The sequence below is a fragment of the Methanolacinia paynteri genome (genome assembly GCF_000784355.1).
GTDB lineage: Archaea > Halobacteriota > Methanomicrobia > Methanomicrobiales > Methanomicrobiaceae > Methanolacinia > Methanolacinia paynteri.
Window position 1 is genome coordinate 66,497 of sequence record NZ_KN360926.1, and the last position, 26,584, is coordinate 93,080.

Sequence of the window (26,584 nt, forward strand, 5' to 3'; positions counted from 1 at the left end):
ATGTAAATCACGTTGTGATTTACATGAAACAGTCCATGAAACCTCTGTTTCATAACCGTTTTTGTGATGAAACCTGTGTTTCAGGAATGTTTTTTTAAAAATAATATATGGCCAACCATTAAAATATAATTGGATTCAAACGGGTTTTCACTTAGAGTGCGTCCGGGCGGACCCGGTGAATCAGGAGAGATAGATGTTATGAAACTGGTGTCATGGAATGTAAACGGACTCCGGGCCGTTGAGAAGAAAGGTTTTCTTGATTTTGTAAACGAATACCAGCCCGAAATTCTCTGCGTCCAGGAGACGAAGGCGCACGAGGATCAGCTGAGCTCTTCGATCCGCCACCCGAAAGGATATTTTTCGTACTTCAGTTCGGCCGAAAGAAAGGGATACAGCGGGACCGCCCTGTACTCGCGTAAAGAGCCGGAAAGCATCAGCTACGGGTTCGGCGTCCCGGAGTTTGACACCGAAGGCAGAATAATTCTCGCAGAATATAGCGATTTCAATCTTTACGATATATATTTCCCGAACGGCAAGATGTCGAAGGAGAGGCTTCAGTTTAAGATGGACTTTTACGACGAGTGCCTTAAGCATGCGGTAAGCGACCTGGATTCCGGGAAGAACGTAATAATCTGCGGGGACGTGAATACTGCCCACACTGAGATAGATCTTGCACGCCCGAAAGAGAACTCGAAGGTTTCGGGATTCCTTGAGATCGAAAGAGAGTGGATCGACAGGCTGCTCGATGCCGGTTTTAAGGACTCGTTCCGTATGTTCACATCAGAGGGAGGGTATTATTCCTGGTGGGATCTCAAATCGGGCGCCCGCGAGAGAAATGTCGGGTGGAGAATTGATTATTTCTTCGTCAGCGACGGCATATCCGACAGGGTGAAATCGGCTTCTATACTCTCACAGGTCGAAGGATCGGATCACTGCCCGGTAGAGCTGGAACTGAAATCCTAAACTAAAAATTCCAAAATAAAACTGAAATAACTGCCCGGGATAAAAAAAGATTATTGGTTGTTGTAGATCTTCAATGCAGCCGCGATCTCTGCATTGTCGATTGTTATTGCCGACACCGCGTTGCACATCCGTACCGCTTCGTCGAGAGTTTTCTGGTGGATGTTTCTTCCGGTCGCATTGCCAGATGCGCCGCCGGTGTGTATCTGATCGTAGAGCTGTTTGAGGAAGTCCTCTCCCGAGACACTCGAACCGCCTGCGCAGACCAGCTTCGTTTTTCCTGCGGCCGCTACTGCTTCTTTCAAAAGTTCAGGGGACGAGCTTCCGTCCTTCTTCGGGGCGTTGACCTTGACGAAGTCCGCACCGAGAGCGGATGCGACTCCTGCTGCACCGGCGATGAGGTGCGGATCTTTCTCGTCCTTTACGGCCTTTCCACGCGGGTAGATCCAAAGAACTACGATGAGGCCGTGCTGGTGTGCCTCGTAGATGATCTGTGCTGCTTCGCGGATCATCTCTCCCTCGTATTCGCTGCCGAGATAGATCGTATACCCCACGCCTGTAATCGCCAGGCCGGTCTGGTCGCGGAACCTGACGATCTGGTCGATCGAATAGAGCTGGGGGCTGAGCGGATCCTTCTGGTCCGTCTTTACGAGATGAGTCTTGGAGTTGAGCTTTACAAGATAGGGAATCTCCCTGTAATCCCTGCCGTATTTTGCGATAAGGCCGAGCTGGGTTGCAAAAACACCGATTCTTCCCTCTTTTGCGATCCTGAATAGATGCTCGGGCGATGCATCGTCGGCCGCGATATCCTTGCCGAAGAAATCGTCGTTGAGGTGCTCGACCTTCTGGTCGCCTGCAAAGAGCATGAGATTCCCGCTTCCGTGGGTTATCATCTTCATGTTCTCGACATACGTCCCTTTCGCGCTCACGGGAACGTCGGCCGGAACTTCGATCTCGTATGTAAATGACATACTTATTCGTGCTCAACCGGAATAGATAAAGATTGTTGGATTGATTTTTTCAGGGATTGTTATCTCCTGTCCACAAGCCGCCGGGGCCTGCTTTTCAGCCTGAATAATTCGAGTTCCCCCTTCCCTGTGAAGTTGAATACGATGTCGAGTTCGCCGTCGGAATAATTTTCGCCCAGTGCAGGACTGATCCCGAATAAATGCTCGGTGAAATTCTTCTTTACAAGTTCGAAATCGCATTTTTCCTTGTCCCTGCATTCCATGCTGATCCTTAGAATGCACTCGTCCTCGGTTATACCGCAGTACAGGAATGCCTCGTACTCGCCGGTGAGATATTCCATGTTCTCCCGCTGAAAAACACAGCTCTCTATATCCACACGGTTTACAGGGACTCCTGCAATGTAGACGTTCTCCGCCTCGCGACGCGGATTCTCGATCCTCATGTGCGTTCTCCCGCACGGGCACTGGTCCCTGGATACTACCCTTGTGATATCGTCGGTATCGTAATTTATCAGGACCGTTCCCGCCTTTTCGCCTTCGGGAACGAGTGTTGTAAGGACCATCTTTCCTTTATCGCCGTCCCTGACGAAATTTTTCATATTGTGATCGTAGATATCCACATGTATCAGGTCTTCGGGAACATGAAGCCCGGTGATCTCGCTGCATTCCCCGCACATCGATCCTTCGGTGCTGCCGTAGGTATTGTATGATTCGAAACCCCAGATCTCGTCGAGATATGCCCTCGATTCAGGTGCGAAGCTCTCTCCGCCGATGACGAGCCCTTTGATCCCGGACTCTCCGGGTCCGAGGCCGTCTTCTTTCATCTTGTCCGCGAGCCTCAGGAGTTTGAAGACCGAGCCGACGATTATCGTCGGTTTGTAGTCCCTGATTACTCTTACGGGGAAGGTGCACTTTCCCTCCGGAATAACCGTGACCGATGTCTTCTGCGCAGCAAGCGTCATGGTGTTTGCGCCGATGTTCATGCCATAGGAGGCGCAGACAGCCATACGATCTCCCTTTCCGAACCCCTGAGATTTGAAAGCCCGTGCATATTTTTCTGCGTACCTGTTCCAGTCGTCCCATGTGAGGAAAAAGGATTTCGGCATCCCGCTGGTTCCGCTTGTCTCGTGGATGGTGTATACTTCCTGCCACGGAACGCTCCTGAACATGAACTCCTGTGATGCTGGGGGCTGGTTCTCCCGTATTGTCCTTCCGCTTATTACCGGAAGCTCCCTGAGGTCTTCATGGGTCCTGACGGATTCGGGCCTGATTTTATTTTCGTCGAACCATTTCCTGTAAAAAAGGGAATGACTTGCCGCATAGGATACCGTATTCCTGACTCTCTCATCTACGAGCGAATCGAGATCGTCGCGATCCAGGGTCTCGATATCCGGCCTGAAATATTCCATAATTTCGCCTCTCTTACTTCGAAGTGATGGTTTACAGATAATTTAATCTTTTTGGGCGTTCATCTGTGAATATAGAAACAGGAAGTTGATTTTATGACCGAATGGACTGTTGTAGAAGGTAAGGATAAGGGTTCGATTGTTCTTTATGCCCTTAGCACCTGCATTCACTGTAAAAAAACAAAGGAGCTCCTGAACGAACTCGGTGTGGCCTATAAATATCTCTTTGTCGATCTCCTGCCCGAAGAGGAGCTTAGCGTGGTGTTCAACGAGATGCTGAAATATAATCCGACCGGCTCTTTTCCCACGATGGTCATCAACGGCGATAAAGTGATAGTAGGATCGAGGCTCCAGGAGATCCGGGAGGCGCTGAATGGAGATTAAAGAGCCTTCGAAGGAAGAGATCGATGCGAAATATAACGAGATCCTCCGGCAGGCAAAGAGGGGCGGATATTTTCTTAATCCCGATACGGAATTTGCCAAAGATCTGGTGAAGGGACTGATCATAAATGGTGAACGCTACGGTTTCGAGGCATGCCCGTGCCGCCTTGTAATGGGAGAAAAGGAGCTGAACCTGGATATCGTCTGCCCGTGTTATTACCGCGACGACGACGTATCCGAATACGGGGCCTGTTACTGCGGGCTTTATGTCGACGAGGAGACCTCGAAGGGAGAAAAACCTGTGACGGCCATCCCGGAGAGGAGAGACCTGAAGTCACGCGGCAAAACCGCAGGAGCCTCCGGGATGCCGACTGCCGCCGGCAGCCTTCAGTACCCGGTATACAGGTGCAATGTCTGCGGATACCTGTGTGCAAGGAACAGCCCTCCGGAAAAATGCCCGGTATGCGGAGCGGATCAAAAAAGATTTGATCTATTCATGAGATAGAATATCCTGAGACTCATGAATTCCGAATATTACGCAGTCGATATCGCACTAATACCAGAAAGAGAGACTCTTGATTTTTTTATCGGCCTGAACAGGAGACTTATAGAGAAAACCGGGGACGATTCCATACGCTTGGGAGATTCCGCCTGTCTTCCGCATATCTCGCTTGCCATGGGCAGGGTTCATGCATCATGCATAGAGGATATCAAAGAAATACTTTCGGTGGTTTCGGGGTTTCTTCCCTATAATGCGGCCTACAAAGATTATGCGGTCGTCGCAGGCTCAAACGGAGATCAGATTTCAGGATTGGATATAGTAAGGGACGATATGATTGCCGGGTTGCAGGAGATTGTCGCCGGAATACTGGGAGAGTTCAGTTCGCACGGGATGACGCCCGAATGTTTCTCCGGGGATGCATCCGCGATCACTGATTTTTCTCTCGATTATTCGGAGAATTATCTCGCACGACAGACGGGAGATAGTTTTTCACCGCATATTACGATTGGCAACGGGAATATCAGGAAGGTTGAAGATATTCAGCCGCCGGCAAATTTTTCATGCGACAGGATTGCCATATGCCGTCTCGGGAATCACTGCACATGTGCGGAGCTTTTGGAGAGCATTAAGGGGATCTGATTTTCTTTGGCTCATTGCAGTCTCATGTTTTTCTCAGGCGACCCCGGGCACCACAGACCGGAGGCTGGTGGACGGCCCCTGCCCAGGGGCCTTGCCTTAAGATAGTTCTCTCACGGCACGCCCGGGGAACCGGCGAGGGTTCCCCGTGCTGTTTAATTTAGTTTTGTTTAGTTTGTTTTGAAATCCGAATTAAGATCCTTTAGATCTCCTGTTCCGGTTCCAATAAATTTAGTAGATTATAATCAATTTTTTTTGTAAATATAATCGAGTTTAACAAATTATATTATCTTAAGTCAAAAATATTTGTGGATGAACTCGTGCCGAGATCTGGTTTACCGGTTTTTTAAATTAAAAGATAACAATACAACGATTAAAACGGAATTTACTGCAGGTGTCGTCACTTTCATGACGATGGCATATATCCTGGTCGTCAACCCTGCGATCCTGCTTGCGGCCGGGATTCCGTTCGGCCCGGCTGTTGCCGCTACGATTATCACGGCAATATTCGGGACGGTGATAATGGGGGTTTATGCGAACCGCCCGTTTGCAATCGCACCGTATATGGGCGAGAACGCCTTCATCGCGTATACGGTCTGCGGGGTTATGGGATATTCCTGGCAGACGGCACTCGGGGCGGTTTTCATCAGCGGAATTCTTCTGACCGTCCTTACGATCGCGGGCGGACGGACGATTATGTGCGAAGCGGTCCCGGAGAGCTTGAAGTACAGTTTTGCGGCAGGGATCGGTCTCTTCATTACATTCGTCGGGCTTGTCAACTCGAAGATAGTTGTTCTCGGTACTGAGACGGCACCGGTTCATATCGGGGATTTGAACAGCCCGGAGGTTATGCTTGCGGTCTTCGGCTTCATCCTGATCTCGGTGATGGAGCTTCGAAAGATCAGGGGATCGATCCTCTTCGGCATAGTTATTGTCTCCCTTATCGGGTTCGTCTCCGGCCTGGTGGCGTACCCGGAGGCGATATTCAGCCTTCCGCCGGATATCTCGCCGGTGTTCCTCCAGCTTGATGTCGCCGGGGCACTTACATGGGGAATGTTTGCTGTTATCCTGACGATTTTCACGATGGCCTTCCTCGATACTATGGGCGGGCTTATCGGGGTATCGGCACAGGCGGGTTTCCTGGATGAAAAAGGAAACCTCCCGGATATAGAGAAACCGTTCCTCGCGGATGCTCTTTCGAATATATTTGCGGGCCTTGCAGGGACGACTACGAGCGGTGCGTTCATGGAATCGGCGACCGGAGTTCTCGCGGGGGGAAGAACGGGGCTTACGGCTATCTTTGTAGCGATTCTTTTCGCATGTTCCCTCTTCTTAACGCCCCTGTTTATTGCGATTCCTTCGGCCGCGACAGGTCCTGCAATGATTATGGTCGGACTAATAATGATGCGGCCGCTGGTGAAGATCGATTTTTCGGATTACAGCGAGATGATCCCGGCGTTTGCGGTGATCATCCTGATGAGTTTTACATATAATATCGGGGTCGGGATATGCAGCGGGTTTGTTCTTTATCCGCTCTTCAAGATCTTCGCAGGAAAAAAAGAGGATATAAATCCGTATTCATGGATTCTGTTTGCCCTTTGTCTTCTGTTCTTTATCTTCTATCCATACTGATTTTTTACAAATATTAGCTTGGCAACCCCGGCACCGGCGGCCAAGCCGCCGGACGGCCCCTGCCCAGGGGCCTTGCCTTAAGATATTTCTCTCACGGCACGCCCGGGAGACCGACAAGGGGTCTCCCGGACTGTTGAATTCGTTTTTTTTTGAAAATCCGGAACGAGACTTTTTAGATCCATTGTATTATTCTATGAATTCATCGCGGCGAGGGGTTGTCAAGAGTTGAACTTTTTTTTATGCAAAAAAATGGTAGGATGCCTGATTTTTTTCTTTTAGCCCTTACTCGACATGAAGAGACTGAGTGCTATTCCGGTAATGAGTGCGACGAGTGCGTCGGACCCGAAGTAGTCCATCGAAAGCAGGGTGTCCAGCGGGACTCCTCCCCAGAAGTGGCCGAGGATAATCGAGAGAATGAATCCGAGCATAGTTACTATTGCGAAGTGCCTGAGTCCTTTTAAGTAGTCGTGATACGTGAGTTTGATGAATATGAACGCGGCCGCCATAAAGATGAGGAAGAAATAAAATCCCATCTCCGAAGAGACAGCTGCAATTGTTTTCGAGGAAAATATACCGAACTCCGCGATTATAAGGTAGATGATGACCATCCCGACGGAGTTGTCCTTGGTCAGGTTCAGGAAGGGGATGACCGACTGCTGTCCTTCTGCTGCCTGCGGTTGCGGAGGATAGCCGTTCGCTCCGTTGTATCCCCCGGGAGATGCGGGGGGATATGGCGGATAAGGAGCAGGGCCCTGGGGAGCGGTTGCGGGTGCGGCCTGCTGTAATTTTTCTTCTTTGCCTTTTTTATACGATTTCACGGCCCCGTGGAGTGCGATGGCAACGGCCAGGATTCCGCAGATAAGTCCGCCGAATCCGAAGATTATATTGTCCAGGGTGAGACCTTCGGTTAAGATCCTCAGGAGGAAACTCTGGAAGAAGATGTACGCCGCGATAACGATGATCAGGAATATGAAGATCTTCTTTGCACCCGGTGCAACGAGGCGTGTAAATTTTCTCAGAAGCACGACGATGCAATATATGATTATCAGGGCGACCATTATCGCAAAAAGATCTCCCGACTGGACTTTTGCCGGCAGATCCAGCAGGTAGTCCATGCCCTGAACAATGTATGACTGAATATCCATTTTCAACCCCAAATAAAATTCCGGTAAATTTATGATGTATGTCTCGGGGAATAATAAATTATTGTTTTAAAATGGGTGGAAGTAGAGGTTTTGGCTATTCAATAATATGAAATGAAAGTTATCGTTTATTTGGATGTTCATAGAATCCATTAATGCCATGGATCATGACAGAGGACAGAGGAGTAAAATTATGCGAAGGATTAAAATTTGAAAAAAACTAAGTATGATTAGCACAGAGAATCAAAAATAATTATAATAATATGAATTAAAGGAGGTGGAATACGTGGATAAAAATGAAATTTCATTACTGCTATTATTGAGATATTTTGGATATGATGAAAAAAGCGTTATTGATATGATCGATGATTTCAAAGGACGCTTGATGATACAAAAAATTGTTTATATTAGTTTAGTAGGAGGAGTAGATATTGGATACTCTTTTACCTGGAATAAGCATGGGCCTGATTCCTCTCGACTGACAAGAGCATATAATAAGATATTGAATTCTTTTATGGACGGAGACAGAGATTATACAGAATATGAATTCTGGAGGAGTGCACGAAGGTCTCTTAATAAAATTAAACCTTTGATAGTCGATAATCCTTTGGAAGAAAAAGGAATAAGCAAATATGAATGGCTGGAAATAGTTTCATCTATACTGTTCTGGTCTACACTTTACAATAACATTGATTATGGCGTTGAAAAAGTAAAGGAATTAAAATTGGAATATAAAGATATGATTGAACCCGCAAAAAATGAGATAGTTAAATATTTCCCGGCCATGGATCAAGTATTAATAGTCTGAATCTTCTCGAATTATTTTTCTCTGTGAGGATAATTTTCTCTTATTTTCATTATCAAGATTAGAAATTATCTTATCCCATTTGTATTCATAAGCAGTTATTGATTCAGCCCCGTTTTTGAAACTCCAAACTTTAAAGAAACTCCATATTATCGCCCCAATTCCTATATATAAAGCAATAAAGAACATTTCATAAAACAAGTCCATTGTGATAAAAAATAGAGTGATTCCTGATATAAAAAATATTAGATAGTTAAAACATGTAAACAATGGAGCAAACGTTTTTTTCAGGCACGTACTCAGAAATTCCAAACCATCCAAAATATTCTCTCTTTTGGAGTAATCACAAATCATATATCTGATTTTCTCAAAGAATGGTTCTTTCATTTTTGTAGATTCTTGATTTTCCAATTTATTCGTGATTTTTTTATGCTCTATGTATACGACAGCAAAATAAGTTAGTATTATAATCCCAAAAAACACCACCACTATAATATCTTCTGGAATCTGTATCTTAAAAGTCTCTCTTATCGAGGTGATTAAAGCTGCCAGAGAGAATGGTAAAACGAAGTAAGGAACTATAAAAACAAAATTCCAATATGTATCCTGTTTTTCAAGTGTTTTCCCAATAAGATAGAATGTAAATGTAATAATTGAAAATAAGAATAGCACTATGAAGTAACCAAGGTTATTATAATCAATGGTCCCCTTCATTATACTGGCTTCATTATTACAGTATAACAAGTAGAAAGGCACAAAAAAGCAGACAATTATAAGACCCGAATACGAATAAAAGAAGGTAGACCACAGCCTATTTTTTCGATTTAACGTAACTATCTCACAGAAATTTTTCAAAAAATTTATAATTCTCGCCCAAATTTTCATAGATTGAACAGGTGCTGTCAAGTAGTCGGCATTATCCAATTCGAAGGCATAACTATCGTAACCGGCATAATATTCTTTTTTATCATTATTCACCAGATAACTATTCAAAATTTTACAATAAGCAGAACCTCTTGAAATCAACGTTGCTTTATGGAAACAGAGTATCATTGAGGGAATTGTTATAAGCAAGGGGATTAGAAAAAGAAATTCATGCTTAATATCATTAATCGAACTGATAATTGGGGAATTGTAAACATAAAACATGAGGGTTAAAAGTACTCCTGTTACAGATCCCGCTGTTGTCAGCAATAATATCTGGCCGTTTTTCATTTGATTTATGTCATTTTTTAGGATGGAATACTCTAATTTGTAAATGTCAAGGAAATCATGTTCTCCAGTATCTTCAATCAAAACATTATCCCCTTATCGAAATTCAGAACAAAAAGTCTACTTAAATTCATCTCTTCATATTAATTTCTGGACAAAAACCCAAAGGCTCCTCGTCCGATCCTAAGGCCCAACTTATATATTTTATCTCTATATGTCCAACACAAAATAAAGATTTCCCGGACGGTCGTAATATCTTCAGGAAATAACTTCAGAACTGACCTCCCGTATCATATTTTGGGGGGGATTGCGATTATGACCAAGACCAAACAATATCAAAAATGAAAGTAATTTTTAGATCATAACGCTCTCTGAGAGTATATCTAAGACTGGAGATAAATAAGGTCAAAAAAGGAATCAGCTGATTTGAAATTAAATTGAGAATTCATAGAGATGTAGGCACAAATTTTTTGAATAATCCGCGTTTTGAACAAAAAAACGTCCCGGCCGGGACTTGAACCCGGGTCGAAAGCTCCGGAGGCTCTCAGGATATCCTCTACCCTACCGGGACTAAAGATTTCATTATAAATTGGTTTTATGGATATTAATCTGTTCTTTATTTTGTCTTCATGACAGGAATGAAGGTGGATTTACTCTTTCCCTGCTCAGAGTTTCTTTTGGTTGTAAAGCGCCCAGATCTTGCAGGCGCCTTCGTGGCTGACCATGCACGGGCCGACCGGCTTTCTTGGGGTGCAGACCTTGCCGAAGAGTTTGCAGTCGGTCGGGTCCGCGATTCCTCTCAGGACCTTGTCGCAGATACAGGCCGAGTTCTTGTCCACGTGTTTGATCTCCACGCCGAATTTTTTAAGTGCGTCGTACTTCTCAAACTCCGGTTTGAGTTTCAGGCCGGAACCGGGAATGACGGGAAAACCTCTCCATTCCACATCGCACGGTTCGAAGACCTGGTTCATAATCGCGATCGCTTTCTGGTTGCCTTCTCTCGTAACCGCTCTCGGGTAGGCGTTTTCAACCTCCGCTCTTCCCTCGCGGATCTGTTTTACAAGCATATAGAGCCCGAGGAGGATGTCGTCCGGCTCGAATCCCGCGACGACCTGGGGAACGGGGAACTGTTCGTAATCCTGGTATCCCGTCACCACACACACATGACCCGGTAGCATGAAACCGTCGAGCGATGCCTCTCCCTGTTCGAGAAGGAATTTCATCGCCGGGGGAACGAACCTGTGGCAGCACATTATACTGAAGTTGTCCGGCGGATTCGTAAGCAGCGTTGCGGCAACCGTCGGTGCGGTCGTCTCGAACCCGACCGATATAAAAACGACCTCCTTGTCCGTCTCCTTCGCGATCTCGACCGCCTTGTGGACACCCTGGACGATCCTGATGTCGCCGCCGCAGGACTCCAGCGCTCCCTTCGTTCCCGGAACACGGATGAGATCCCCGTACGTAGCGATGATGCAGTCCTTCTCCGAGAGCTCGATCGCCGCATCGATCTCCCCCTGCGGAGTAATGCAGACCGGACAGCCCGGACCCATCACGATCTTCAAATTCTTCGGCAAAACACTCCTAAGCCCGGATTTTGCGATCGCCGCCTCATGAGTTCCGCATATATGCATGAAGGTATAGTCACGGTCGACAATCTCCGAGAGCGCCTGTTTTATATCCACCTGATCAGCCATGTATTGAATAAAATTTGTTTTAGAATGTATTTAGATATCCGATCGTAACTTTCTGTAGTAATATAATTCAGTATGTCCAATAATTATCCATGATTGAATACCTGTACGCAGGACTGACAATACTCGCAGGATTTATAGGTGCAATCCTGATCCTGAAGATATTCGGCTTCCTTGAAAAGAAGGCGGCCACTACCGAAAACCAGATGGACGACATCCTGTTTGCTTCAATAAAAAGACCACTGGCGATCTCGTCGATCTTCATATCGATCTATTATGCCCTCCTTCAAATTCCGCTTCCCGCAGATTACTCGTGGCTTGTGGATGCAAAGGCGTTTAATGTAGCTTTTATAATCATCGCCACATGGATCATCTCAAGTTTCTTTCACAATTTCGTATCGAACTACGGAAAAGTCCTGTGTTCGAAGACCGACAGCGAACTCGACGACAAGATCTTCAGCATTCTCGAATCCTCTATAAAATACATAATATGGTTCCTCGGATTCGTCTACATCCTGAATTACCTTGAAATCGAGATAACACCCATTATCGCCAGTGCGGGTGTCGCCAGTATCGCGATAACCTTTGCGGCAAAAGACATCATCTCAAATTTCTTCGGCGGTGCAATGATCCTTGCGGACAAACCATTTGAGGTCGGGGACCGCGTGAAGATAAACGGAGAGCTCGGGGATATAGTAAGCGTCGGGGTAAGAAGCACGAGAGTAAAAACGCTCAACCACCAGCTGCTCACGATCCCGAACTCCGTCTTCAGTACATCAATAGTGACAAACTACGCGATGCCGGACGTGAAACTCAAGGTTAAGATTCCTGTTTCCGTCGCATACGGCAGCGATGTCAAAAGGGTCAAAGAGGTCCTCATGGAGATTGCAGAAGAGGCCGCGAAAGAGGAGGACTATATCCTGGAAAATCCTGCACCCAGCGTATATTTCCTCGAATACGGTCAATCGAGCCTGAACTATATGATGGTCATATGGGCGGGAAGATTCAATATGTCATGGGAAGTCATGGACAAGATAAACTTCCTTATAGACGAAAAGTTCAGGGAAGAAGGAATAGAGATACCGTTCCCCCAGATGGATGTCCACCTGAAAAAAGATTTTAGTTAAGATCGAACTCTTCGTAGGAGTTCTCTTCGGAGACTCCTACCTGTCCTTTTATTTCGGAGTTGATGAGGGTAATAGGCTCGTCTCTCGGGATCGACATGTCGGCGAGCATCTCGAAATCGGCAACGAGATTGGTGTCGATACTCTTTTCGACCATTATAAAGAATCCCTTCAGATCCGTCAGCCGCAGTTTGTTTATCACGAAATGGATAAAACGGCTTACCGAGAGCTGGTTGGAATAAATGAGCATCGTATTTATCGTGTCGAACAGGAACGCAACCTTTTCTCCCTGACGCTCGGTAATCTGTCTTGTGATCAAAATTCCGGCCTTCGTAAGGTCGCCCGGCCTGTCGATGTAATGGATCTGATCGGTATCCTTCTGCTTTTTGCCCTTTGCATACGCAGTTATCATATCGATAAAAAACAGATTGGATGTGTTTATTCCTTCCTTTTCATATTGGGCAATCTGTAATTCGGAAGGTACGTTAGTTGACACTACTACTATGGTATAATCCATCTCCGTCAGTGCAGAAACGATCTCGTGGTTTCTGTTCCTGACGCCCATAGGCCCCGAACGGACAAGGAACGTCCTTAAATCCGGGGACAAGTTGTCAATACTTACCATTTCCGACACACTCTTTACAGAATGTCAAAGGTTAATTACAGATCTATATGCCCGATTAACATATATATCCTTTCTGGAAATTTGCTTCTCTTACGCAAATAAAATTGCATTCTGTGCTTTATGAGGTGCATAAATGAGAAATTATTTAGCATCCCGTGCAACATTATTTCTTTAATGATCGGTGTGTCGACAAGTTGTCTTTCGGATGTTCCCCTCGAGCATGCCCTCGACGTTCTGTACGATCTCACCGATATAGTCGAGATTGTCGATGACGGCCTTCATTTCATGGATAATGCAGACATTGCGGAATGCTTCGACTTCCGTTATTTTATTCATGCGCCTTCGAGAGGCGTGAATATCGCCTCGCAGCTCGAGATAATCAGGAAGGCGAGCGTGGAGGTCATCAGGCAGTGTGCAGGTCTTGCCTCCGGGATTGATGCCGACAGGGTCGTCATTCATCCGGGATATTTCTCGCATGTTCTCCAGAGGGATATCGGGATCTTTCAGCTCGAAAAGTCGCTTATCGAACTTGAGAAGATATCAGGCGAATTTTCCGTCACGTTCCTGGTTGAAAATATGCCGGAATGGAATTATTTCCTCCTGAAGCGGCCGGAAGAACTTCCGCTCATAAGGGATTTCGGTTTCGTCCTCGACGTCGGGCATGCCAATACGAATTCGTGCCTCGACGAGTTCCTGGAGGTCCCGATCTCCCATTTCCATCTTCACGACAATTTCGGGAAGGAGGATTCACATCTTGCTCCGGGAAAAGGAAACATCGACTTCGGCCCGGTCTTCGATGCGATCGAGAAGAACGATGCACCCGGGATAGTCGAGGTGAACACCCTTGAGAGTGCAAAAAGCGGGCTCGAATATATCAGAAAGATGCGTCCCGGACTTTTTTGAGAACAAAAATCCGGTTCTGATTTAAATGTTTTCAAATTCCGGCGATTCAAATCAGTTACAATTTTATATGTTTTCAATCCATTTTATTAGAGCAATTATTTGCCTCAGTGGCTCAGCCGGCAGAGCGCGTCCTTGGTAAGGACGAGGTCGCGAGTTCAAATCTCGCCTGAGGCTTTCTGTCCTTTTAGGCTCAAAGCCTAAGATATTTTTTATTAGGATTTATTTTTCAAAAAAAAAATTAAGATTTTGGACTATAGAGGATAATAATCTTTTATTCGTTCTCATCGTCAGGGCGTGTGGGCCATTCAAAACTGTCGATATTTTCCTCTGTCAGTGTGGCCAGGAAATCTCTGAGGGCCTGCCGATAGTTTAGCCATGCTGTACGTTCCTCTTCTGAGATAGGATAATCAGACAGGGTGTATTTGTCAGTCTCTTTGAGCTTTCTGTTGCGGTTTGCTCTGACTTTTGAGAGCCTGCCCTCGAATGTATATTCGTAGGCGACTTCGTAGGTCTTGACTGACTCATCCGCTTCGAGAAATTGTTGATAATCGCAGTTTGCTTCGGCGGTTGGAATGCATTCTCCAGCAGATGACACGATGCTCAAGATATTCCTGTCTGTGTCGGTTTTGATGCTATAGGCTTTTCTTGTCATTATGGATGCAACTCCGAGTCGAAAACCATTTTGGCCGTGGGGTCACCATTTGCAGCTAGAACTGTGCCATCTCCGGCAACCAGCCCTCCTGCTGCCTGGCACCCGAGATAAAAATGCGATCTGGTCGTTGTTGTTCCATCTAGCCACATCGCTGTAACGGCATTCAGAGCTATTGATGCATTCTGAAGACCAAAGTCCCCTGAATATTTCATAGTTGGAACAGACCGCATTGGTACTGGCGGCTTCATCGTGATTATCCCAGATGTATCTGAGATACATTTTCCAGAGCCGAATAGCGTATTACTCAAACCGAAATCCGGCACCCAACAATACCTCTGACAGAGCATTTCTTCGAGACCTAACGGGCGGGGCCTGAAGCTATTTGCTGTAGATCCTTGATTTGTGGTCACAAGAGTTGTATCGATTGTTGCAGAACTACCTGAGACACCCCCCCAATGAAGTCCTATGAAAAGAGAATCATTCAGCCCTATTGTTTTCCCAGCTATATCAGGAACGGATAGATTGAATTCAAAGAATTCCCACTCTGTCGAAAGTGCATATTGTGGCATAGCAAAATTTACTGATGAAGATCCTCCAGAACCAAAGAGTTGCCATAAATTAAGCGTGGGGAATAAGGGTCTATCCGATCTGGCCCAAAAAGATAAAGTGACGTCTTCTCCGGCATATGTACGAACGCCTTCAATATATTGTCCAAGCTCACAAGTGGTTTCTGCCGGAACTATCATCCTATGGTAATTCTCTGGATTACCTGGAATGTCTGTTTGTCCAACCTCAAAGGATTGTTTTGACTGTTGAATACTATTTCCAGAACCATATGCACACCAACGATCGCATAAATAGATAAAAGAATTCATGGGATTGACAAGAGAATCACCTCGTTGCCAAATCCTAAAATCACCGTTTATTATAGGATCTGAGTTGATCGCCATCCTGAACGCTGAATCGACCTTCACGAAGTTGTTGTTCATATCGTCGGCCCAACCTTCATCGCCGGCCGAGTGCTGGATCAATTTTAGATAATCTGTTTCTGTTGACATCCTTCACTCCTCAAAGTAGATCTCCAAAATTCAAGCCATAGGCTGTCTGGCCATATTGCCTGATGGTTTTAATTGACCTGCCGGTCATATCACGCCCACCGTACTCTTTCTTCAGGGGTTTGAGACTGTTAAGTTTCTTCTGGGTTTCCTTCGCTTTGATCGAACTTTCCCTAACAGCAGAGGGTAGACCATACAGTGTAAACCACAAGGATTCACTCATTGACAATGTGATCCTGATAGTGTCTTTGATATTAGGCATATTTGAAAAATGAACTGAAATTAATATAAAGCAAAGTCGGATTTAATTATATTATTCCTGAAAATCAAATTCCGACTTTCATATATATCAGATCAGGAAAAAACACCAAAAAGCCGGAGGAATAAATGAAAATCCCCGGACATAAAAAAGATTCAGTAAAAAAAGGTGTTTTATGACTTATATCGTTGAAATTCATCCTGATGGCAAAACACAGGCAATACAACAGAGAAAAAAGATCGTTTGGCTTGAAAATCCAATGAAATTCAGATACCTCCGGGAAGGAGAATTAAACAACGGCAGATATGAACAGGCAGGAGTAAAGTCCCACCTGTGCGAATTTGGAAAACTTGTTGGATACGAGATAATTGCCGATAGAAATCCGGAAATAACTTACTTGGATGAGGAAGACGGCAGAACCTATCATCACAAACTTGATTACCTGGAAAAATTCGACAGGCGGTTCTGGTGGCTGAAAAAGCATGACCGTGATATAAAGCCCGAAGGCTGCTATAAATATCTCGCTCCAATGGAGGCAGTCGTTCCGGGTTCGATATCGCTCTTCAAAACAAGCGAGTGCTATATGGAATCAAAATATCTTTCCGAAGACCTTGCCAGATTGGAAAAAGACGGAGATCCGAGATTTGTTTCTGGCAAGTGGGTATGCAAAGAAAAATCTGAATAAAATAAGCATGAATTAATGAAAAACTCCGGAAAAGGAGGTATTAGGTTCAATAAATGATGATTTATCCTACTCTTTTTTTGTAATTCCTATCCGATAACATTCCTTCAAAAAAAAGCCCGATCCAAGGAGCAATCCCTCAAAAACCATCATAAATCCAACACCAAAAAAACAAGCCCAAATCACCCTTATTTTTCCCTGAAAACCCGGAATTCCACCCCCATATCGGCGTTTTAAAGCACCCATTTTTTCAGACGATGATTATATCGACCGAAGGTGAGATAATGGCGTACAGGGCTTCTGTGTGGACCGTTTTTTCCGGGTTTCAGCCATGATTTTGCGTCTATTTAAGTTTTACTCAATCAGGAGCGATCGAAACGCCAACCGGGCATTCGGCACATTCCTTTTCTACAATGGAGTCGAAAACAGAAACGAACAAATGAAGATCGACCTGTCCCAATCTCCCGAAGTAATCTTCAGGCCCCCCGAGTATGCCAGGCTGAAAAAAGCAGGCTTGTCAGGAGCGGACATGCACTATCATACCAACCACTCCGACTCGCACACGAGGGTGAGGGACGCACTCAAACTCGCGAAGTTCAAGGGGATCGGACTCTCGATCACCGACCACAACCAGATCAGCGGATACTTCGAGGCGAAACGAATCGACGATTCGGTCCTGTGCATCCCCGGAACCGAGGTCAGCGCCTGGGACGGACCGCACATTCTCCTGTACTTCTTCTCGGGAGGAGACATGGAAGAATGCTACAAGAAAAGGATCGAAGATAAAAAAAGTTCGAGCCCGTATCTGGCGACAAAACTTTCCACCGAAGACATCGTCGAGATCGCACAGGACTACAACTGTCTCACGATCGCAGCTCATCCCTTCGGGTACCTCCTCTTCAACAAAGGACTCGGGAAATGCATAGAGCGTGAGTACCTGCATCCCAAAATCATAAGCGATTTCTCGGGCCTCGAAGTCATCTGCGGGGGAATGACAAGAAAACTAAACCTGAAGGCGGCCGGACTCGCGTACGAAAATAAACTCTGCATGACCGGGGGGACAGACGGCCACCTTCTCCGCGATCTAGGAAACGTCCTCACCTGTTCGTATGCCGAAGATACCGAAGATTTCCTCGAAGAGATCATCCACAGGAGAAACTACGTAGTCGGACAGGAGAAAAGCCTCATCGAAAAAGGCGTCATGGCAACCGCAATCATGCCCAAATACTTCAGGTACACCGCCCCGTCGCTGAGGATACATTACAGCCAGAACGCTCCCCGGCTGAAACATTTCGGGGAGAAATATCTCTCCCGCAAAAAATAATTTGGATCCTACAAGATCCCCGAGAGCAGTCTTGAAACGGATTCTTTGAACATGACCGCATGCGTCCGTTTATAGTAATCCTCGCATGTAACTTCAGTGCAGTATTCGAGATCGTCCTCGAATACTATCTTCAGTTTTTCCGAAACCTCGTCATCGTAGATAAACGCATTAGTCTCGAAATTCAGCCTGAAACTCCTGATATCCCAGTTGGCGCTCCCCACCGAAGAGACCAGGCCGTCGACGACAATCGTCTTGGCATGGATAAAACCCCTGTCGTACAGGTATACACGGACTCCCGCCTCCACCAGGTCCCAAAGATATGAAAAGCCCGCCCAGTAGACGAATGGGTGATCCGGTTTGCACGGAAACATTATGCGTACATCGATGCCCGATTCGGCCGCGATAGTCAACGCATCCAGAAGACTCTGGTCGGGGATGAAATAGGGAGTCTGGATGTAGATGCTACTGGTTGCATTATTGATAAGCTGAAGGTAGCCCATCTTGATACCCTCCCCGCGTGAATCTGGTCCGCTCGATACGACCTGCATCACTGAACCCTCCTTCGGGATCATCTCAGGGAAATAAAAAGTGTTGAAGAACTCCAGGTCCTGTTCGGCCGCGTGGTTCCAGTCCAGGAAGAAACGGGCCTGGAGGGAATAGACCGCACTCCCGACGATCTTCAGGTGAGTATCCCTCCAGTACCCGAGCGGACCTTTGCCCAGGTACTCGTCGCCCACATTAAAGCCGCCGACAAATCCGGTCTTCCCGTCGATAACCACGATCTTGCGGTGATTCCTGTAATTTATCCTCATATTGATGTGGATATACTTCGACCTGAAGAAAAACGCCGTCTCTCCACCGGCATCCTTCAGTTCCCTGAAGAAATTCCGGGGAAGACGGTGGCAGCCCACCGCATCGCCGAGGACCCTGACCTTAACACCCTGGCGGGCTTTCTCCGTCAGTGCAGAGACGATTCTTTTCGAGAGTTCGTCGTTCCTGATTATATAATACTGGAAGTTGATACTTTCTTCCGCCGAATTTATCGCATCGATCAGGGCTTCGAACTTTTTTTCTCCTTCGGTATATATCTCAACCTCGTTGTCGCCGGTTATCGTCGCATAATTTGTCGCAAGAAGCATCTCCCTCATGCGGTTGTAATCGCCGGCCTTCTCACCGGGCAGAAACTGAATGCTCTTGACCATTGCAAGCTGTCTTGATATTATCTCCCTGATCCTCCGGTCGTCATCCTCCTTGATCTTAAAGATCCTCTCCTTGTAGATCGTCTGCCCGAAGATCAGGTACGCAACGAATCCGAAGACAGGAATGAAGAGCAGGACGGCCACCCACAAAAGCGCGGCGGACGGTTTTTTCCGCTCGAAAAAGATGATCGATATGACCATGATGATGTTGATGATTAGAATCAGCATGTAGAGATCCGAGAGCAGACCGCCGCCAGTCGACCAGAGATAATAAAAAGTTGCAGACATTGCCTTCAGGTGAACATTATCTCGTGCACGGTTGATAAGTTTTCTTTTTCATATTCCTTTCAATTATTCGGGAAAAATATTTGAAAAAAAGCAAAAATTCATTTTTACAAAGCAGTGTTTTATGTATTACTATAGCATATAACTAAATAACAGATTCTTCTGTTGGAAAATAAAAATGAATGATAGAAATTATGGCGGCCAGCGCAGAAGCTTTGGCTCCAGCGAACCAAGAGAAATGCATAAAGCAGTATGCTCAGATTGCGGAAAAGAATGCGAAGTTCCATTTGTACCCACAGAAGGAAGACCGGTATATTGCAGGGACTGCCTGCCGAAGTACAGAAAACCCAGATTCTAATTTAATTTTTTTTTCTAAGCGATTTTTCAGTTAATATTTCATATTCCCTACTCTTGAGTCTATATTCTGGTGTCCTGCCGGAAAGAAGACAGCATGAACCAGGAAAACATAAAGCCATAGATTTTATGCAATCCTGCCAAATTAGAATTATAATATCCATAAATACCAGGAGAAGAGAAGATGAGGATCACGCTTGCACAGCTCGACCCTGTCGTAGGAGATATCGACGGAAACACGGAAAGGATCGATGAGACCCTCCGTCTGTGCAGGAGTGACAAGCCGGATCTCGTCGTCTTCCCGGAATTATTCCTTACCGGCTATCCCCCGAGGGATCTTCTTGAGCGAAAAAGTTTCATCGACAGGTCGTACCGTGCGGTAAAGGATATCATGGAGATCTCCGCCGGCTTCCCGGATACGGCGGTCCTGTTCGGCGCGCCGCGTAGAACGGGAAAAGAAACCGGCAGGGGGCTTTACAACTCGGCGCTTCTTGTCAAAGACGGCGAACTGCTGTTCACGCAGCACAAATCCCTGCTCCCGATGTACGACGTATTCGACGAAGTCCGTTACTTCGATCCCGCTCCGTCGACGGGCGTTGCTGCACTGGGGAACAATACTTTGGGAATCTCGATCTGCGAGGACGCATGGAACGATCCGCTGCTCTTTCCCGGGCGATTCTACACGTTCGACCCGCAGGCGGAACTCGCCGATAAAGGTGCAGACATTTTTATCAATATCTCGGCCTCACCGTTTCACGCGGGAAAGGAATGTGTGAGGTTCGAAATATTCCGGAACCACGCAAAAAAACATTCTGTCCCGTTCGTAATCGTGAACCAGGTCGGCGGAAACGACGAGCTGATCTTCGACGGAAGATCCATGTGCCTCGATGCAAAGGGAGACCCGATCGTCGTTCTTCCCGCATTCGAAGAGGCGATCGTAACGGTCGACACGAATATTCCCGGTGTTCCCGGATCATACCGGCCCCTCGACGAAGTCGTGAGCATTCACCGTGCCCTCGTCCTGGGACTCAGGGACTACGTGAAGAAATGCGGATTTTCGAAAGCCATCGTCAGCCTTTCCGGAGGGATCGATTCGGCCGTCGTCTGCTGCCTTGCTGTCGAGGCACTCGGGCCGGAGAACGTGATCGCCGCTACGATGCCCGGGCCGTACTCATCGGCCGGAAGCGTCAACGACTCTGTCGCACTTGCGGAAAATCTCGGGATAAAAATGCTCGAGATCCCGGTAACCGGAATATACGATACATATACCGATGCACTCGGGAACCTTGTCGACCGGGAGAAAGAGGCCAACGTCACGCTCGAAAACATACAGGCACGGATCAGGGGCAATATAATAATGGCACTCTCTAACGAGTACGGCTGCCTCGTTCTCTCGACCGGAAACAAGAGCGAGATGGCGGTCGGGTACTGCACGCTATACGGGGACATGTCGGGAGGACTTGCGGTGATCTCGGATGTGCCGAAGACTACGGTTTACAAGCTGGCACAGGAGATCAACAGAGTAAGGCCCGTGATACCGGAGGCGATCATCTCAAAGCCGCCATCCGCCGAACTCAGGCCGGGCCAGACCGACCAGGACTTCCTTCCCCCCTACGAGATTCTCGACGGAATACTTGAGGCATATATCGACGAGATGGATTCGCCGGCAGAGATCGTTGCAAAGGGATTCGACAAAGAGACGGTCGAATGGGTTGTCAGGCAGGTGGACAGGAACGAGTACAAACGGCGGCAGGCGGCAACCGGCCTCAAGGTAACCCCGAAGGCGTTCGGATCAGGGCGGAGGATGCCGATCGCCGCGAAATATTACAGCGATTGAAATTTCACCGGTTAAAGATCACTGTTTTGATAATATATGAGTTATAAACGCTCAGATCACTCATGCGATCGTCAGCCCTCCCTTTCTCGTATTTTATTATCGTTGCTTTGATCTTTGCGAGCGTCATTGCAATCGATCTGGTCACATCCGGCACCATCAGCCTGTTTACCCCGCTCCTGGATACTCTCGGAATAATCCTGATAATTCTCGTCGCATACACCGCCGGTGTCGCCGTTCTCATCCACAGGATTGCCGACGATTCGTCCCGGTTTACCGCCGTCAGGATCTTCATGACAGTCCTGCTTGGAATCGGTGCGTTCCTTGCACTGACCGCCTGGATCGACGACCCGAAAGAGATTGTACTGACACTGGGAGTTATCGTAGGTGCCGTCCTCATAGCTTTACGTGATTTTATCCAGAACATAATTGGCAGCCTTATGGTGCTGGTGACCGGAATATTCCGGATCGGCGACAAGATCCAAATCAGGGGAGTATACGGTCTCGTTATGGATATCGGGATCTTCCGTACCACCATGATGCAACTCGACCCGGAATCCGGCGACCACCCGACCGGCGAGATTGTCACCATCCCGAACGGCATTATCTTCAAGGAGAACGTGACCAATACCAGCCGTCATCTCTCAGTCGTAACCGACGAAATCAGGATCACGCTTCCTTTTTCTGCGGACCTGGAGAAAGCCCGGGATCTGCTGATCGGAGCTGTACAAAAACATAACCCGGAGATCGAAAAGTGTGCGGCAGACGAGATCGGCAGACTTTCAGGGGGAAAAAATCTGCATTCCATCGAAGTGGAACCTATTGTAAATCTCCAGCTGAGCGACAACGGGATTATCTTCATCCTTAAATATTTCACGACCTCTAAGGATCGTGCGGCAATCAAAACCGCAATAATCCGGGACGTTTCCGTTATGATGCCGGAAATCAAAGACACCTGGGAGAATTAAGAAAACTTCCTGAAAGACAGATAAAATCGTAATCTTTTCATCGTACCTAACTCATTTATCAACCCACCCTGTGGCACGGAAACTTTTATCATGTAATTAAGCGAGAGCATGTCATATCCAAAACATTAATTAACGACTTACTGGGGGCAAGCCCGGTGAATCATATTCAAAAGACGGAGATGATTTTGATGGGAATGAAAACAGTCATTTTAAGCGACATCCATATCGGAGACAATTCGAGTACATGCTGGTACCAGAAGAAATACCATGAGCCGTACCTGATGCAGGCACTGGACTATATCGAGCAGAATGCCGCATCCATTAACGAGGTCGTCCTGCTCGGGGACGTCTTCGATTTCTGGACCTACCCCTGCGGATCGAAACCGCCGGGTTTCAGCGACATCGTGAATGCAAACCCGGATATCCTGGGGCCCAACGGAAGGTTGAAAGAGATCGCCGATATAGTCCCTGTAACCTATATCAACGGAAATCACGATATGAACGTCAGCGGGGCCGATATCGCCAGTATCGGAAATATCCGGTATAGCGACAATCTCCGTTATGTCAAAAAATCCCCGGCCGGGCAAATACTGTTAACGCACGGAAGCGAGTATACCATATTCAATGCCCAGGACTGGATCAATGACTTAAAACCGCTTCCCATCGGGCATTTCGTAACACGTGCAATATCCGAATACCTTGTGAAAAGCAAACTCACCCCCGGCCAGACCGCGGCGGACCTTGCGGACAACGGTGTCCCGTCGAAACTGGAACTCCTGAAAAATCTCATCAAAGCGCTGGAAGGCACGCAGTCCGTCGCCCAGATACTGCTCGATATGTTCTCATCGCTTCAGGGAGTATCCAAGAACACCCCGGTCAGCCTGTTAAACGGCCGTACTGTAACATTTGCCGAAGCGGAGCAGATCTACGATAACCTCGGAACGCAGTGGAAGAACAAGTACGGCCTTTTAACCACCGTCAAATCGATAAATGCAGATATGACCGGCGATTATATCGCATGGTGGGCACAGAGGGATGCCCTTCAGGACGATAACGACGCCGACATTGCCATCCTCGGCCACACGCACACACCGAAAGGCGGGCTGAAAGAGGCCGCGATCAAATATATCAACTGCGGGTACATGTGTTCGCCGCTCCCGGGGGGAAAACTCCAGCACCCGGTAACGTTCGGCGAGATCGATCTCGACTCGGGAAATCTCTCTCTCCTTTCCGTCGAGAGTCCTGACAGTCTCCCCGTGCCCGGCACATTCCCTGAGGATTCGATCGTATATTCCCCGTACAAGGATTTCTCGTGCTATATCTCCATACTCAACGGAACCTACTTCCCAGTGGACCTTACGGGAAGCAAAGAGTCTCACGGGAGCTATATAGTACCCCCGTCAAAACAAATCATTCCCCTGCATCGTTCCAGGATCTGGCTCCAGGATTCTCCCGGGATTCATGGTGCCGAAGGTTCCGCGACGTACTCCAATACCGGAAACGGGAAGTCGATTAACTTTACTTATGGCTGCCCGACCGGTTTATTCTCAAATTACTGTAGTCCCGCACCGTTCAGGAACAAGAGCGACAGCGGAGCGTGGGAGAACGACAAGGTGGTGAAAAAAGGACATCCGTATTTCGTGGATTTCACGATCAGGGAATGAGACGAACTTCATTGCGCCGGTGGAATGCATATCTCCGGTTGCCATGAAAAAAAGGTGTATATCTATATTTCAAAAAGTGCCGGGTTGTCGGTGATGCGGATCGTGTATTCACCGAGTTTGATGAGCATTGCGGCCGTGAGGTCCGAATTTTCTCCGGTTCCGCCTGCCATGGCGAAAGGACGTGCAACTTCCATGTCCAGCTCAACGGACGGATCGGGGACCTGGTAATATGATATCAACAGACTTGCACCCGTGGGAAAATTCCCACCGGGCGATGTGGCCGTAACAACCAGATCCCCCCAGAAATTGCCGGGAATGGATACCCCGAAGCTGATGATCTGGTCTCCCTGTGAATTTGGCTTCGGTAAAGGCTGCTCATTGTCTATAGGGCAGTTTTTGTCTGTACACTGGCAGTTGATCTTCGTGCCTTCATCAAACTTTTGCCCGGTAATAACGATGATGAAATATTCGGTTTTTAGATTCATATTCCCAAAACCTACAGACCTGCTCATCTGGGTTTGAGTATTAGGAGAATAACTTATGTTTCGATATCCGACGCCGGGATTTGCCTGGACCCACCTGTCATAATCTGCATTGGTCGGAAATGAAGAGGGAATAGTGACAGGGTGGGCATTCGTCTGAACTACGGCGATCAGGCAATAGTGATCATTTTGAACAGGGGGCAGACCGGTCAGGAGAAAGGAAGGATTCGAGATCGCTATACCGTTCGGAGAGATCGAAGTGCCCCCCGAACCGTTGACAAACGACAGGGTCGCTTCCTTACCAGCACTGATTACCGGAGTCCATTCATCTGTCCGCAGGAAGAGGGAAGCCCTGGAATAATACAGGTTGACTTTACCGGCACCTGCAACATTGTTAAGGTTTTTGGACCGGACATAGATGTTGTTGATCCCGCCGTTTATGATCGGTTTTCCGATGTCAGGACCCATATAGTCTGAGTTTGCCGTATCCCATGAAAGTGTTCCATCCTGGCAGGGAATGACATCCGGTGACTGGTAAGGGATGCCGGTCGACGGAGTAACTCCGGTATCACCGAAGTTATCCCGAACATAAATATCATCATACTTTGCCATTTTTTCATCTCCCAGATATTCGGTTTCAATCCGTAGATGATCGGTAATAAATGATAAATTTTTCCGCGAGACGGACGATCTTTCTCCGGGGTGAGACTCTAAGTCAATATCTTTCAGACTCACATTCTCCGTAAAGTTTAAGGGAGGCCGATTGTCCGGAGAATTACATTTAACCCATTTAAAATCCAATTAATTACCTGTTTTGTCAGGCATAAAAAGAAATACGGTCCTGAATCTTTTCGTCATGACTTCGGGACTTTTCATAATGACTCTCGGCATCGCCGTTTCCGCAAAGGCAGGGCTCGGGACGACTCCCATATCATGTCTGCCGTATGTCCTGAGTCTCGCGTTCCCCCTTACATTCGGGATGTTTACGTTTATAATCAACTGCTTCTTCGTTCTCTTTCAGTACATGATCCTCAAAGACAGGTTCGAATCATATCAGCTTCTCCAGGTTCCACTGATATTCGTCTTCGGCGTGTTTACCGACTACTCTATGTTCCTGATGTCGGGACTCGAGATTACCGGGTATTACTGGCAGTGGGCGTTCTGTCTCTTAAGCTGCGTGATAGTCGCCTTTGGCGTCGCCCTGCTCTTCAAGGGAAATTTATTGATGATGGCTGGAGATGCCTTCGTCCGGGCGGTTTCACAGGGGACGAAGTTCGAATTTGGATCTGTAAAGATCGGGTTCGATACATCCATGGTTGTTATTGCGACCATTGTATCGGTTATTGTGTTCTCGGCCTTCAACGGGGTTCGCGAAGGCACGATTGTTGCTGCCGTTCTGGTCGGATTGATCGTAAAGTTCTTTGTGCCGAGACTGTCGTTTATGGACAGGCTGTTTTGTGAAAATATGCCGAAGGACGATCTTCCGGCAAACCGGAACTGAGACTCTTTTTTTGGGATAAAATATCTTACAGATCGATCATAAAATTTCATCCTGAAATTCCCGGAAATATTTTTTATCTCCAAAAAATACTAAATACTTCAAAAATAATCACTCTCCAAACGGAACCGGAGACTGATCATGAAACACAGAGTTGTACTTGTAAACAGAAAGAGCAACCGGGCATCAACAAGAAAAAAGCATATGTGGAGGGATTTTGAAAAGAGAGACATCAACCCTTCGATACTCAGGTATGAACATCCTTCCGTTCGTGCAAAAAGGAAAGGCAAAGAGGGCAAAAGACTGATAATTAAGATCAAAGGGAAGATCTGAGTTTTCTG

Annotated in this window: 27 protein-coding genes and 2 tRNA genes; 17 read left to right on the top strand and 12 right to left on the bottom strand. The window is 46.9% G+C overall.

The genetic code is table 11. The features are described 5' to 3' along the window. Positions 1-198 precede the first annotated feature (198 nt). On the top strand, positions 199-963 hold the full coding sequence (locus METPAY_RS02765) for an exodeoxyribonuclease III (protein ID WP_048149064.1): 765 nt from the start codon (positions 199-201) through the stop codon (positions 961-963). A gap of 50 nt (positions 964-1,013) precedes the next feature. Here METPAY_RS02765 and METPAY_RS02770 read toward each other — a convergent pair whose 3' ends face one another. Next, on the bottom strand, positions 1,014-1,931 hold the full coding sequence (locus METPAY_RS02770; protein ID WP_048148929.1) for a beta/alpha barrel domain-containing protein: 918 nt from the start codon (positions 1,929-1,931) through the stop codon (positions 1,014-1,016). Between the two features lie 59 nt (positions 1,932-1,990). Then, positions 1,991-3,337 carry a coenzyme F390 synthetase gene (ftsA, locus tag METPAY_RS02775; protein WP_048148931.1) on the bottom strand — a complete coding sequence of 449 codons (1,347 nt, stop codon included), beginning with the start codon at positions 3,335-3,337 and terminating at the stop codon, positions 1,991-1,993. Positions 3,338-3,430: 93 nt separating this feature from the next. On the opposite strand from ftsA, the gene METPAY_RS02780 reads away from it, so the two are divergent. The 4 genes from METPAY_RS02780 to METPAY_RS02795 all read left to right on the top strand — a co-directional run bounded on the left by METPAY_RS02780 (position 3,431) and on the right by METPAY_RS02795 (position 6,485). Further along, the gene (locus METPAY_RS02780) at positions 3,431-3,718 is read left to right on the top strand and encodes a glutaredoxin family protein (protein WP_048148933.1); all 288 of its coding nucleotides are present in this window, start codon (positions 3,431-3,433) and stop codon (positions 3,716-3,718) included. Beyond that, a complete protein-coding gene (locus METPAY_RS02785) occupies positions 3,708-4,220 on the top strand; it encodes a ferredoxin-thioredoxin reductase catalytic domain-containing protein (RefSeq protein ID WP_048148935.1) in 513 nt (170 codons plus the stop codon). Before METPAY_RS02780 ends, METPAY_RS02785 begins: the two co-directional genes overlap by 11 nt. A 15-nt stretch (positions 4,221-4,235) precedes the next feature. Next, positions 4,236-4,856 carry a 2'-5' RNA ligase family protein gene (locus tag METPAY_RS02790; protein ID WP_048148937.1) on the top strand — a complete coding sequence of 207 codons (621 nt, stop codon included), beginning with the start codon at positions 4,236-4,238 and terminating at the stop codon, positions 4,854-4,856. Between the two features lie 309 nt (positions 4,857-5,165). Next, on the top strand, positions 5,166-6,485 hold the full coding sequence (locus METPAY_RS02795; protein WP_048148940.1) for an NCS2 family permease: 1,320 nt from the start codon (positions 5,166-5,168) through the stop codon (positions 6,483-6,485). 275 nt (positions 6,486-6,760) lie between these two features. On the opposite strand, the gene METPAY_RS02800 is transcribed toward METPAY_RS02795, so the two are convergent. Then, positions 6,761-7,630 carry a hypothetical protein gene (locus METPAY_RS02800; RefSeq protein ID WP_048148942.1) on the bottom strand — a complete coding sequence of 290 codons (870 nt, stop codon included), beginning with the start codon at positions 7,628-7,630 and terminating at the stop codon, positions 6,761-6,763. A gap of 283 nt (positions 7,631-7,913) precedes the next feature. On the opposite strand from METPAY_RS02800, the gene METPAY_RS02805 reads away from it, so the two are divergent. After that, positions 7,914-8,435, top strand: a complete 522-nt coding sequence (locus tag METPAY_RS02805; protein WP_048148944.1) for a hypothetical protein — start codon at positions 7,914-7,916, stop codon at positions 8,433-8,435. On the opposite strand, the gene METPAY_RS02810 is transcribed toward METPAY_RS02805, so the two are convergent. The 3 genes from METPAY_RS02810 to hypD form a co-directional block, all read right to left on the bottom strand. After that, entirely contained in the window at positions 8,424-9,728 is a 1,305-nt protein-coding gene (locus METPAY_RS02810) for a hypothetical protein (protein ID WP_048148946.1), read from the bottom strand. The genes METPAY_RS02805 and METPAY_RS02810 overlap by 12 nt on opposite strands. Positions 9,729-10,143: 415 nt before the next feature. Further along, positions 10,144-10,215: transfer RNA gene (locus METPAY_RS02815), tRNA-Arg, on the bottom strand. A gap of 94 nt (positions 10,216-10,309) precedes the next feature. Beyond that, the gene (gene hypD, locus METPAY_RS02820; protein WP_048148948.1) at positions 10,310-11,338 is read right to left on the bottom strand and encodes a hydrogenase formation protein HypD; all 1,029 of its coding nucleotides are present in this window, start codon (positions 11,336-11,338) and stop codon (positions 10,310-10,312) included. An 89-nt stretch (positions 11,339-11,427) separates the two neighbouring features. Here hypD and METPAY_RS02825 point away from each other — a divergent pair, with 89 nt between their 5' ends. Then, positions 11,428-12,462 (top strand): mechanosensitive ion channel family protein, encoded by a 1,035-nt coding sequence (locus METPAY_RS02825; protein ID WP_048148950.1) that lies wholly within the window; start codon positions 11,428-11,430, stop codon positions 12,460-12,462. Here the strand turns inward: METPAY_RS02825 and METPAY_RS02830 are convergent. Next, positions 12,455-13,084 (bottom strand): DUF7504 family protein, encoded by a 630-nt coding sequence (locus METPAY_RS02830; RefSeq protein WP_157198974.1) that lies wholly within the window; start codon positions 13,082-13,084, stop codon positions 12,455-12,457. The two genes, METPAY_RS02825 and METPAY_RS02830, sit on opposite strands and share 8 nt — an antisense overlap. Positions 13,085-13,258: 174 nt before the next feature. Here METPAY_RS02830 and METPAY_RS02835 point away from each other — a divergent pair, with 174 nt between their 5' ends. Continuing rightward, positions 13,259-13,987 carry a sugar phosphate isomerase/epimerase family protein gene (locus tag METPAY_RS02835; protein ID WP_048148954.1) on the top strand — a complete coding sequence of 243 codons (729 nt, stop codon included), beginning with the start codon at positions 13,259-13,261 and terminating at the stop codon, positions 13,985-13,987. A 101-nt stretch (positions 13,988-14,088) separates the two neighbouring features. Further along, positions 14,089-14,161 (top strand) — tRNA-Thr (locus METPAY_RS02840). Between the two features lie 97 nt (positions 14,162-14,258). Here METPAY_RS02840 and METPAY_RS02845 read toward each other — a convergent pair. From METPAY_RS02845 to METPAY_RS15235, 3 genes are read right to left on the bottom strand one after another with little or no spacing between them, the layout of a single operon-like run. Then, positions 14,259-14,639 carry a tail fiber assembly protein gene (locus tag METPAY_RS02845; RefSeq protein ID WP_048148956.1) on the bottom strand — a complete coding sequence of 127 codons (381 nt, stop codon included), beginning with the start codon at positions 14,637-14,639 and terminating at the stop codon, positions 14,259-14,261. Next, positions 14,639-15,697, bottom strand: coding sequence for a hypothetical protein (locus tag METPAY_RS14030; RefSeq protein ID WP_052418627.1), 1,059 nt, complete (start codon positions 15,695-15,697; stop codon positions 14,639-14,641). Before METPAY_RS14030 ends, METPAY_RS02845 begins: the two co-directional genes overlap by 1 nt. A 10-nt stretch (positions 15,698-15,707) precedes the next feature. Continuing rightward, entirely contained in the window at positions 15,708-15,917 is a 210-nt protein-coding gene (locus METPAY_RS15235; protein ID WP_048148958.1) for a hypothetical protein, read from the bottom strand. A gap of 211 nt (positions 15,918-16,128) precedes the next feature. On the opposite strand from METPAY_RS15235, the gene METPAY_RS02860 reads away from it, so the two are divergent. Together METPAY_RS02860 and METPAY_RS02865 are read left to right on the top strand one after the other, a co-directional pair. Then, positions 16,129-16,638: a DUF6009 family protein gene (locus tag METPAY_RS02860; protein WP_048148959.1), complete on the top strand. Its 510-nt coding sequence runs from the start codon at positions 16,129-16,131 to the stop codon at positions 16,636-16,638. Positions 16,639-17,074: 436 nt separating this feature from the next. After that, positions 17,075-17,959: a PHP-associated domain-containing protein gene (locus tag METPAY_RS02865; protein ID WP_048149069.1), complete on the top strand. Its 885-nt coding sequence runs from the start codon at positions 17,075-17,077 to the stop codon at positions 17,957-17,959. Positions 17,960-17,967: 8 nt separating this feature from the next. Here the strand turns inward: METPAY_RS02865 and cls are convergent, their stop codons facing one another. Then, the gene (gene cls / locus METPAY_RS02870; protein WP_048148962.1) at positions 17,968-19,446 is read right to left on the bottom strand and encodes a cardiolipin synthase; all 1,479 of its coding nucleotides are present in this window, start codon (positions 19,444-19,446) and stop codon (positions 17,968-17,970) included. Positions 19,447-19,621: 175 nt separating this feature from the next. On the opposite strand from cls, the gene METPAY_RS02875 reads away from it, so the two are divergent. From METPAY_RS02875 to METPAY_RS02895, 4 genes are all read left to right on the top strand, one after another. Next, positions 19,622-19,801 (top strand): CxxC-x17-CxxC domain-containing protein, encoded by a 180-nt coding sequence (locus METPAY_RS02875; RefSeq protein ID WP_013329297.1) that lies wholly within the window; start codon positions 19,622-19,624, stop codon positions 19,799-19,801. Positions 19,802-19,981: 180 nt separating this feature from the next. Beyond that, positions 19,982-21,634 (top strand): NAD+ synthase, encoded by a 1,653-nt coding sequence (locus tag METPAY_RS02880; protein ID WP_048148967.1) that lies wholly within the window; start codon positions 19,982-19,984, stop codon positions 21,632-21,634. Between the two features lie 62 nt (positions 21,635-21,696). Beyond that, positions 21,697-22,599 carry a mechanosensitive ion channel family protein gene (locus METPAY_RS02890; RefSeq protein WP_084600662.1) on the top strand — a complete coding sequence of 301 codons (903 nt, stop codon included), beginning with the start codon at positions 21,697-21,699 and terminating at the stop codon, positions 22,597-22,599. A 188-nt stretch (positions 22,600-22,787) separates the two neighbouring features. Continuing rightward, positions 22,788-24,263, top strand: coding sequence for a metallophosphoesterase (locus METPAY_RS02895; RefSeq protein WP_048148973.1), 1,476 nt, complete (start codon positions 22,788-22,790; stop codon positions 24,261-24,263). 62 nt (positions 24,264-24,325) lie between these two features. Here the strand turns inward: METPAY_RS02895 and METPAY_RS02900 are convergent, their stop codons facing one another. Next, complete coding sequence (locus METPAY_RS02900) at positions 24,326-25,357, bottom strand: hypothetical protein (protein ID WP_157198976.1); 1,032 nt, start codon at positions 25,355-25,357, stop codon at positions 24,326-24,328. Positions 25,358-25,559: 202 nt separating this feature from the next. On the opposite strand from METPAY_RS02900, the gene METPAY_RS02905 reads away from it, so the two are divergent. Together METPAY_RS02905 and METPAY_RS02910 are read left to right on the top strand one after the other, a co-directional pair. Continuing rightward, complete coding sequence (locus METPAY_RS02905; protein WP_245611505.1) at positions 25,560-26,246, top strand: YczE/YyaS/YitT family protein; 687 nt, start codon at positions 25,560-25,562, stop codon at positions 26,244-26,246. Between the two features lie 138 nt (positions 26,247-26,384). Then, the gene (locus tag METPAY_RS02910; RefSeq protein ID WP_048148977.1) at positions 26,385-26,576 is read left to right on the top strand and encodes a hypothetical protein; all 192 of its coding nucleotides are present in this window, start codon (positions 26,385-26,387) and stop codon (positions 26,574-26,576) included. Positions 26,577-26,584 lie beyond the last annotated feature (8 nt).

Excerpts from the sequence above, each read along its gene's own strand:
- METPAY_RS02765 (WP_048149064.1), top strand. The coding sequence starts at position 199 with ATGAAACTGGTGTCATGGAATGTAAACGGACTCCGGGCCGTTGAGAAG.
- METPAY_RS02770 (WP_048148929.1), bottom strand. The coding sequence starts at position 1,931 with ATGTCATTTACATACGAGATCGAAGTTCCGGCCGACGTTCCCGTGAGC.
- ftsA (WP_048148931.1), bottom strand. The coding sequence starts at position 3,337 with ATGGAATATTTCAGGCCGGATATCGAGACCCTGGATCGCGACGATCTC.
- METPAY_RS02780 (WP_048148933.1), top strand. The coding sequence starts at position 3,431 with ATGACCGAATGGACTGTTGTAGAAGGTAAGGATAAGGGTTCGATTGTT.
- METPAY_RS02785 (WP_048148935.1), top strand. The coding sequence starts at position 3,708 with ATGGAGATTAAAGAGCCTTCGAAGGAAGAGATCGATGCGAAATATAAC.
- METPAY_RS02790 (WP_048148937.1), top strand. The coding sequence starts at position 4,236 with ATGAATTCCGAATATTACGCAGTCGATATCGCACTAATACCAGAAAGA.
- METPAY_RS02795 (WP_048148940.1), top strand. The coding sequence starts at position 5,166 with ATGAACTCGTGCCGAGATCTGGTTTACCGGTTTTTTAAATTAAAAGAT.
- METPAY_RS02800 (WP_048148942.1), bottom strand. The coding sequence starts at position 7,630 with ATGGATATTCAGTCATACATTGTTCAGGGCATGGACTACCTGCTGGAT.
- hypD (WP_048148948.1), bottom strand. The coding sequence starts at position 11,338 with ATGGCTGATCAGGTGGATATAAAACAGGCGCTCTCGGAGATTGTCGAC.
- METPAY_RS02825 (WP_048148950.1), top strand. The coding sequence starts at position 11,428 with ATGATTGAATACCTGTACGCAGGACTGACAATACTCGCAGGATTTATA.
- METPAY_RS02830 (WP_157198974.1), bottom strand. The coding sequence starts at position 13,084 with ATGGTAAGTATTGACAACTTGTCCCCGGATTTAAGGACGTTCCTTGTC.
- METPAY_RS02835 (WP_048148954.1), top strand. The coding sequence starts at position 13,259 with ATGATCGGTGTGTCGACAAGTTGTCTTTCGGATGTTCCCCTCGAGCAT.
- METPAY_RS02845 (WP_048148956.1), bottom strand. The coding sequence starts at position 14,639 with ATGACAAGAAAAGCCTATAGCATCAAAACCGACACAGACAGGAATATC.
- METPAY_RS14030 (WP_052418627.1), bottom strand. The coding sequence starts at position 15,697 with ATGTCAACAGAAACAGATTATCTAAAATTGATCCAGCACTCGGCCGGC.
- METPAY_RS15235 (WP_048148958.1), bottom strand. The coding sequence starts at position 15,917 with ATGAGTGAATCCTTGTGGTTTACACTGTATGGTCTACCCTCTGCTGTT.
- METPAY_RS02860 (WP_048148959.1), top strand. The coding sequence starts at position 16,129 with ATGACTTATATCGTTGAAATTCATCCTGATGGCAAAACACAGGCAATA.
- METPAY_RS02865 (WP_048149069.1), top strand. The coding sequence starts at position 17,075 with ATGAAGATCGACCTGTCCCAATCTCCCGAAGTAATCTTCAGGCCCCCC.
- cls (WP_048148962.1), bottom strand. The coding sequence starts at position 19,446 with ATGTCTGCAACTTTTTATTATCTCTGGTCGACTGGCGGCGGTCTGCTC.
- METPAY_RS02875 (WP_013329297.1), top strand. The coding sequence starts at position 19,622 with ATGAATGATAGAAATTATGGCGGCCAGCGCAGAAGCTTTGGCTCCAGC.
- METPAY_RS02880 (WP_048148967.1), top strand. The coding sequence starts at position 19,982 with ATGAGGATCACGCTTGCACAGCTCGACCCTGTCGTAGGAGATATCGAC.
- METPAY_RS02890 (WP_084600662.1), top strand. The coding sequence starts at position 21,697 with ATGCGATCGTCAGCCCTCCCTTTCTCGTATTTTATTATCGTTGCTTTG.
- METPAY_RS02895 (WP_048148973.1), top strand. The coding sequence starts at position 22,788 with ATGGGAATGAAAACAGTCATTTTAAGCGACATCCATATCGGAGACAAT.
- METPAY_RS02900 (WP_157198976.1), bottom strand. The coding sequence starts at position 25,357 with ATGGCAAAGTATGATGATATTTATGTTCGGGATAACTTCGGTGATACC.
- METPAY_RS02910 (WP_048148977.1), top strand. The coding sequence starts at position 26,385 with ATGAAACACAGAGTTGTACTTGTAAACAGAAAGAGCAACCGGGCATCA.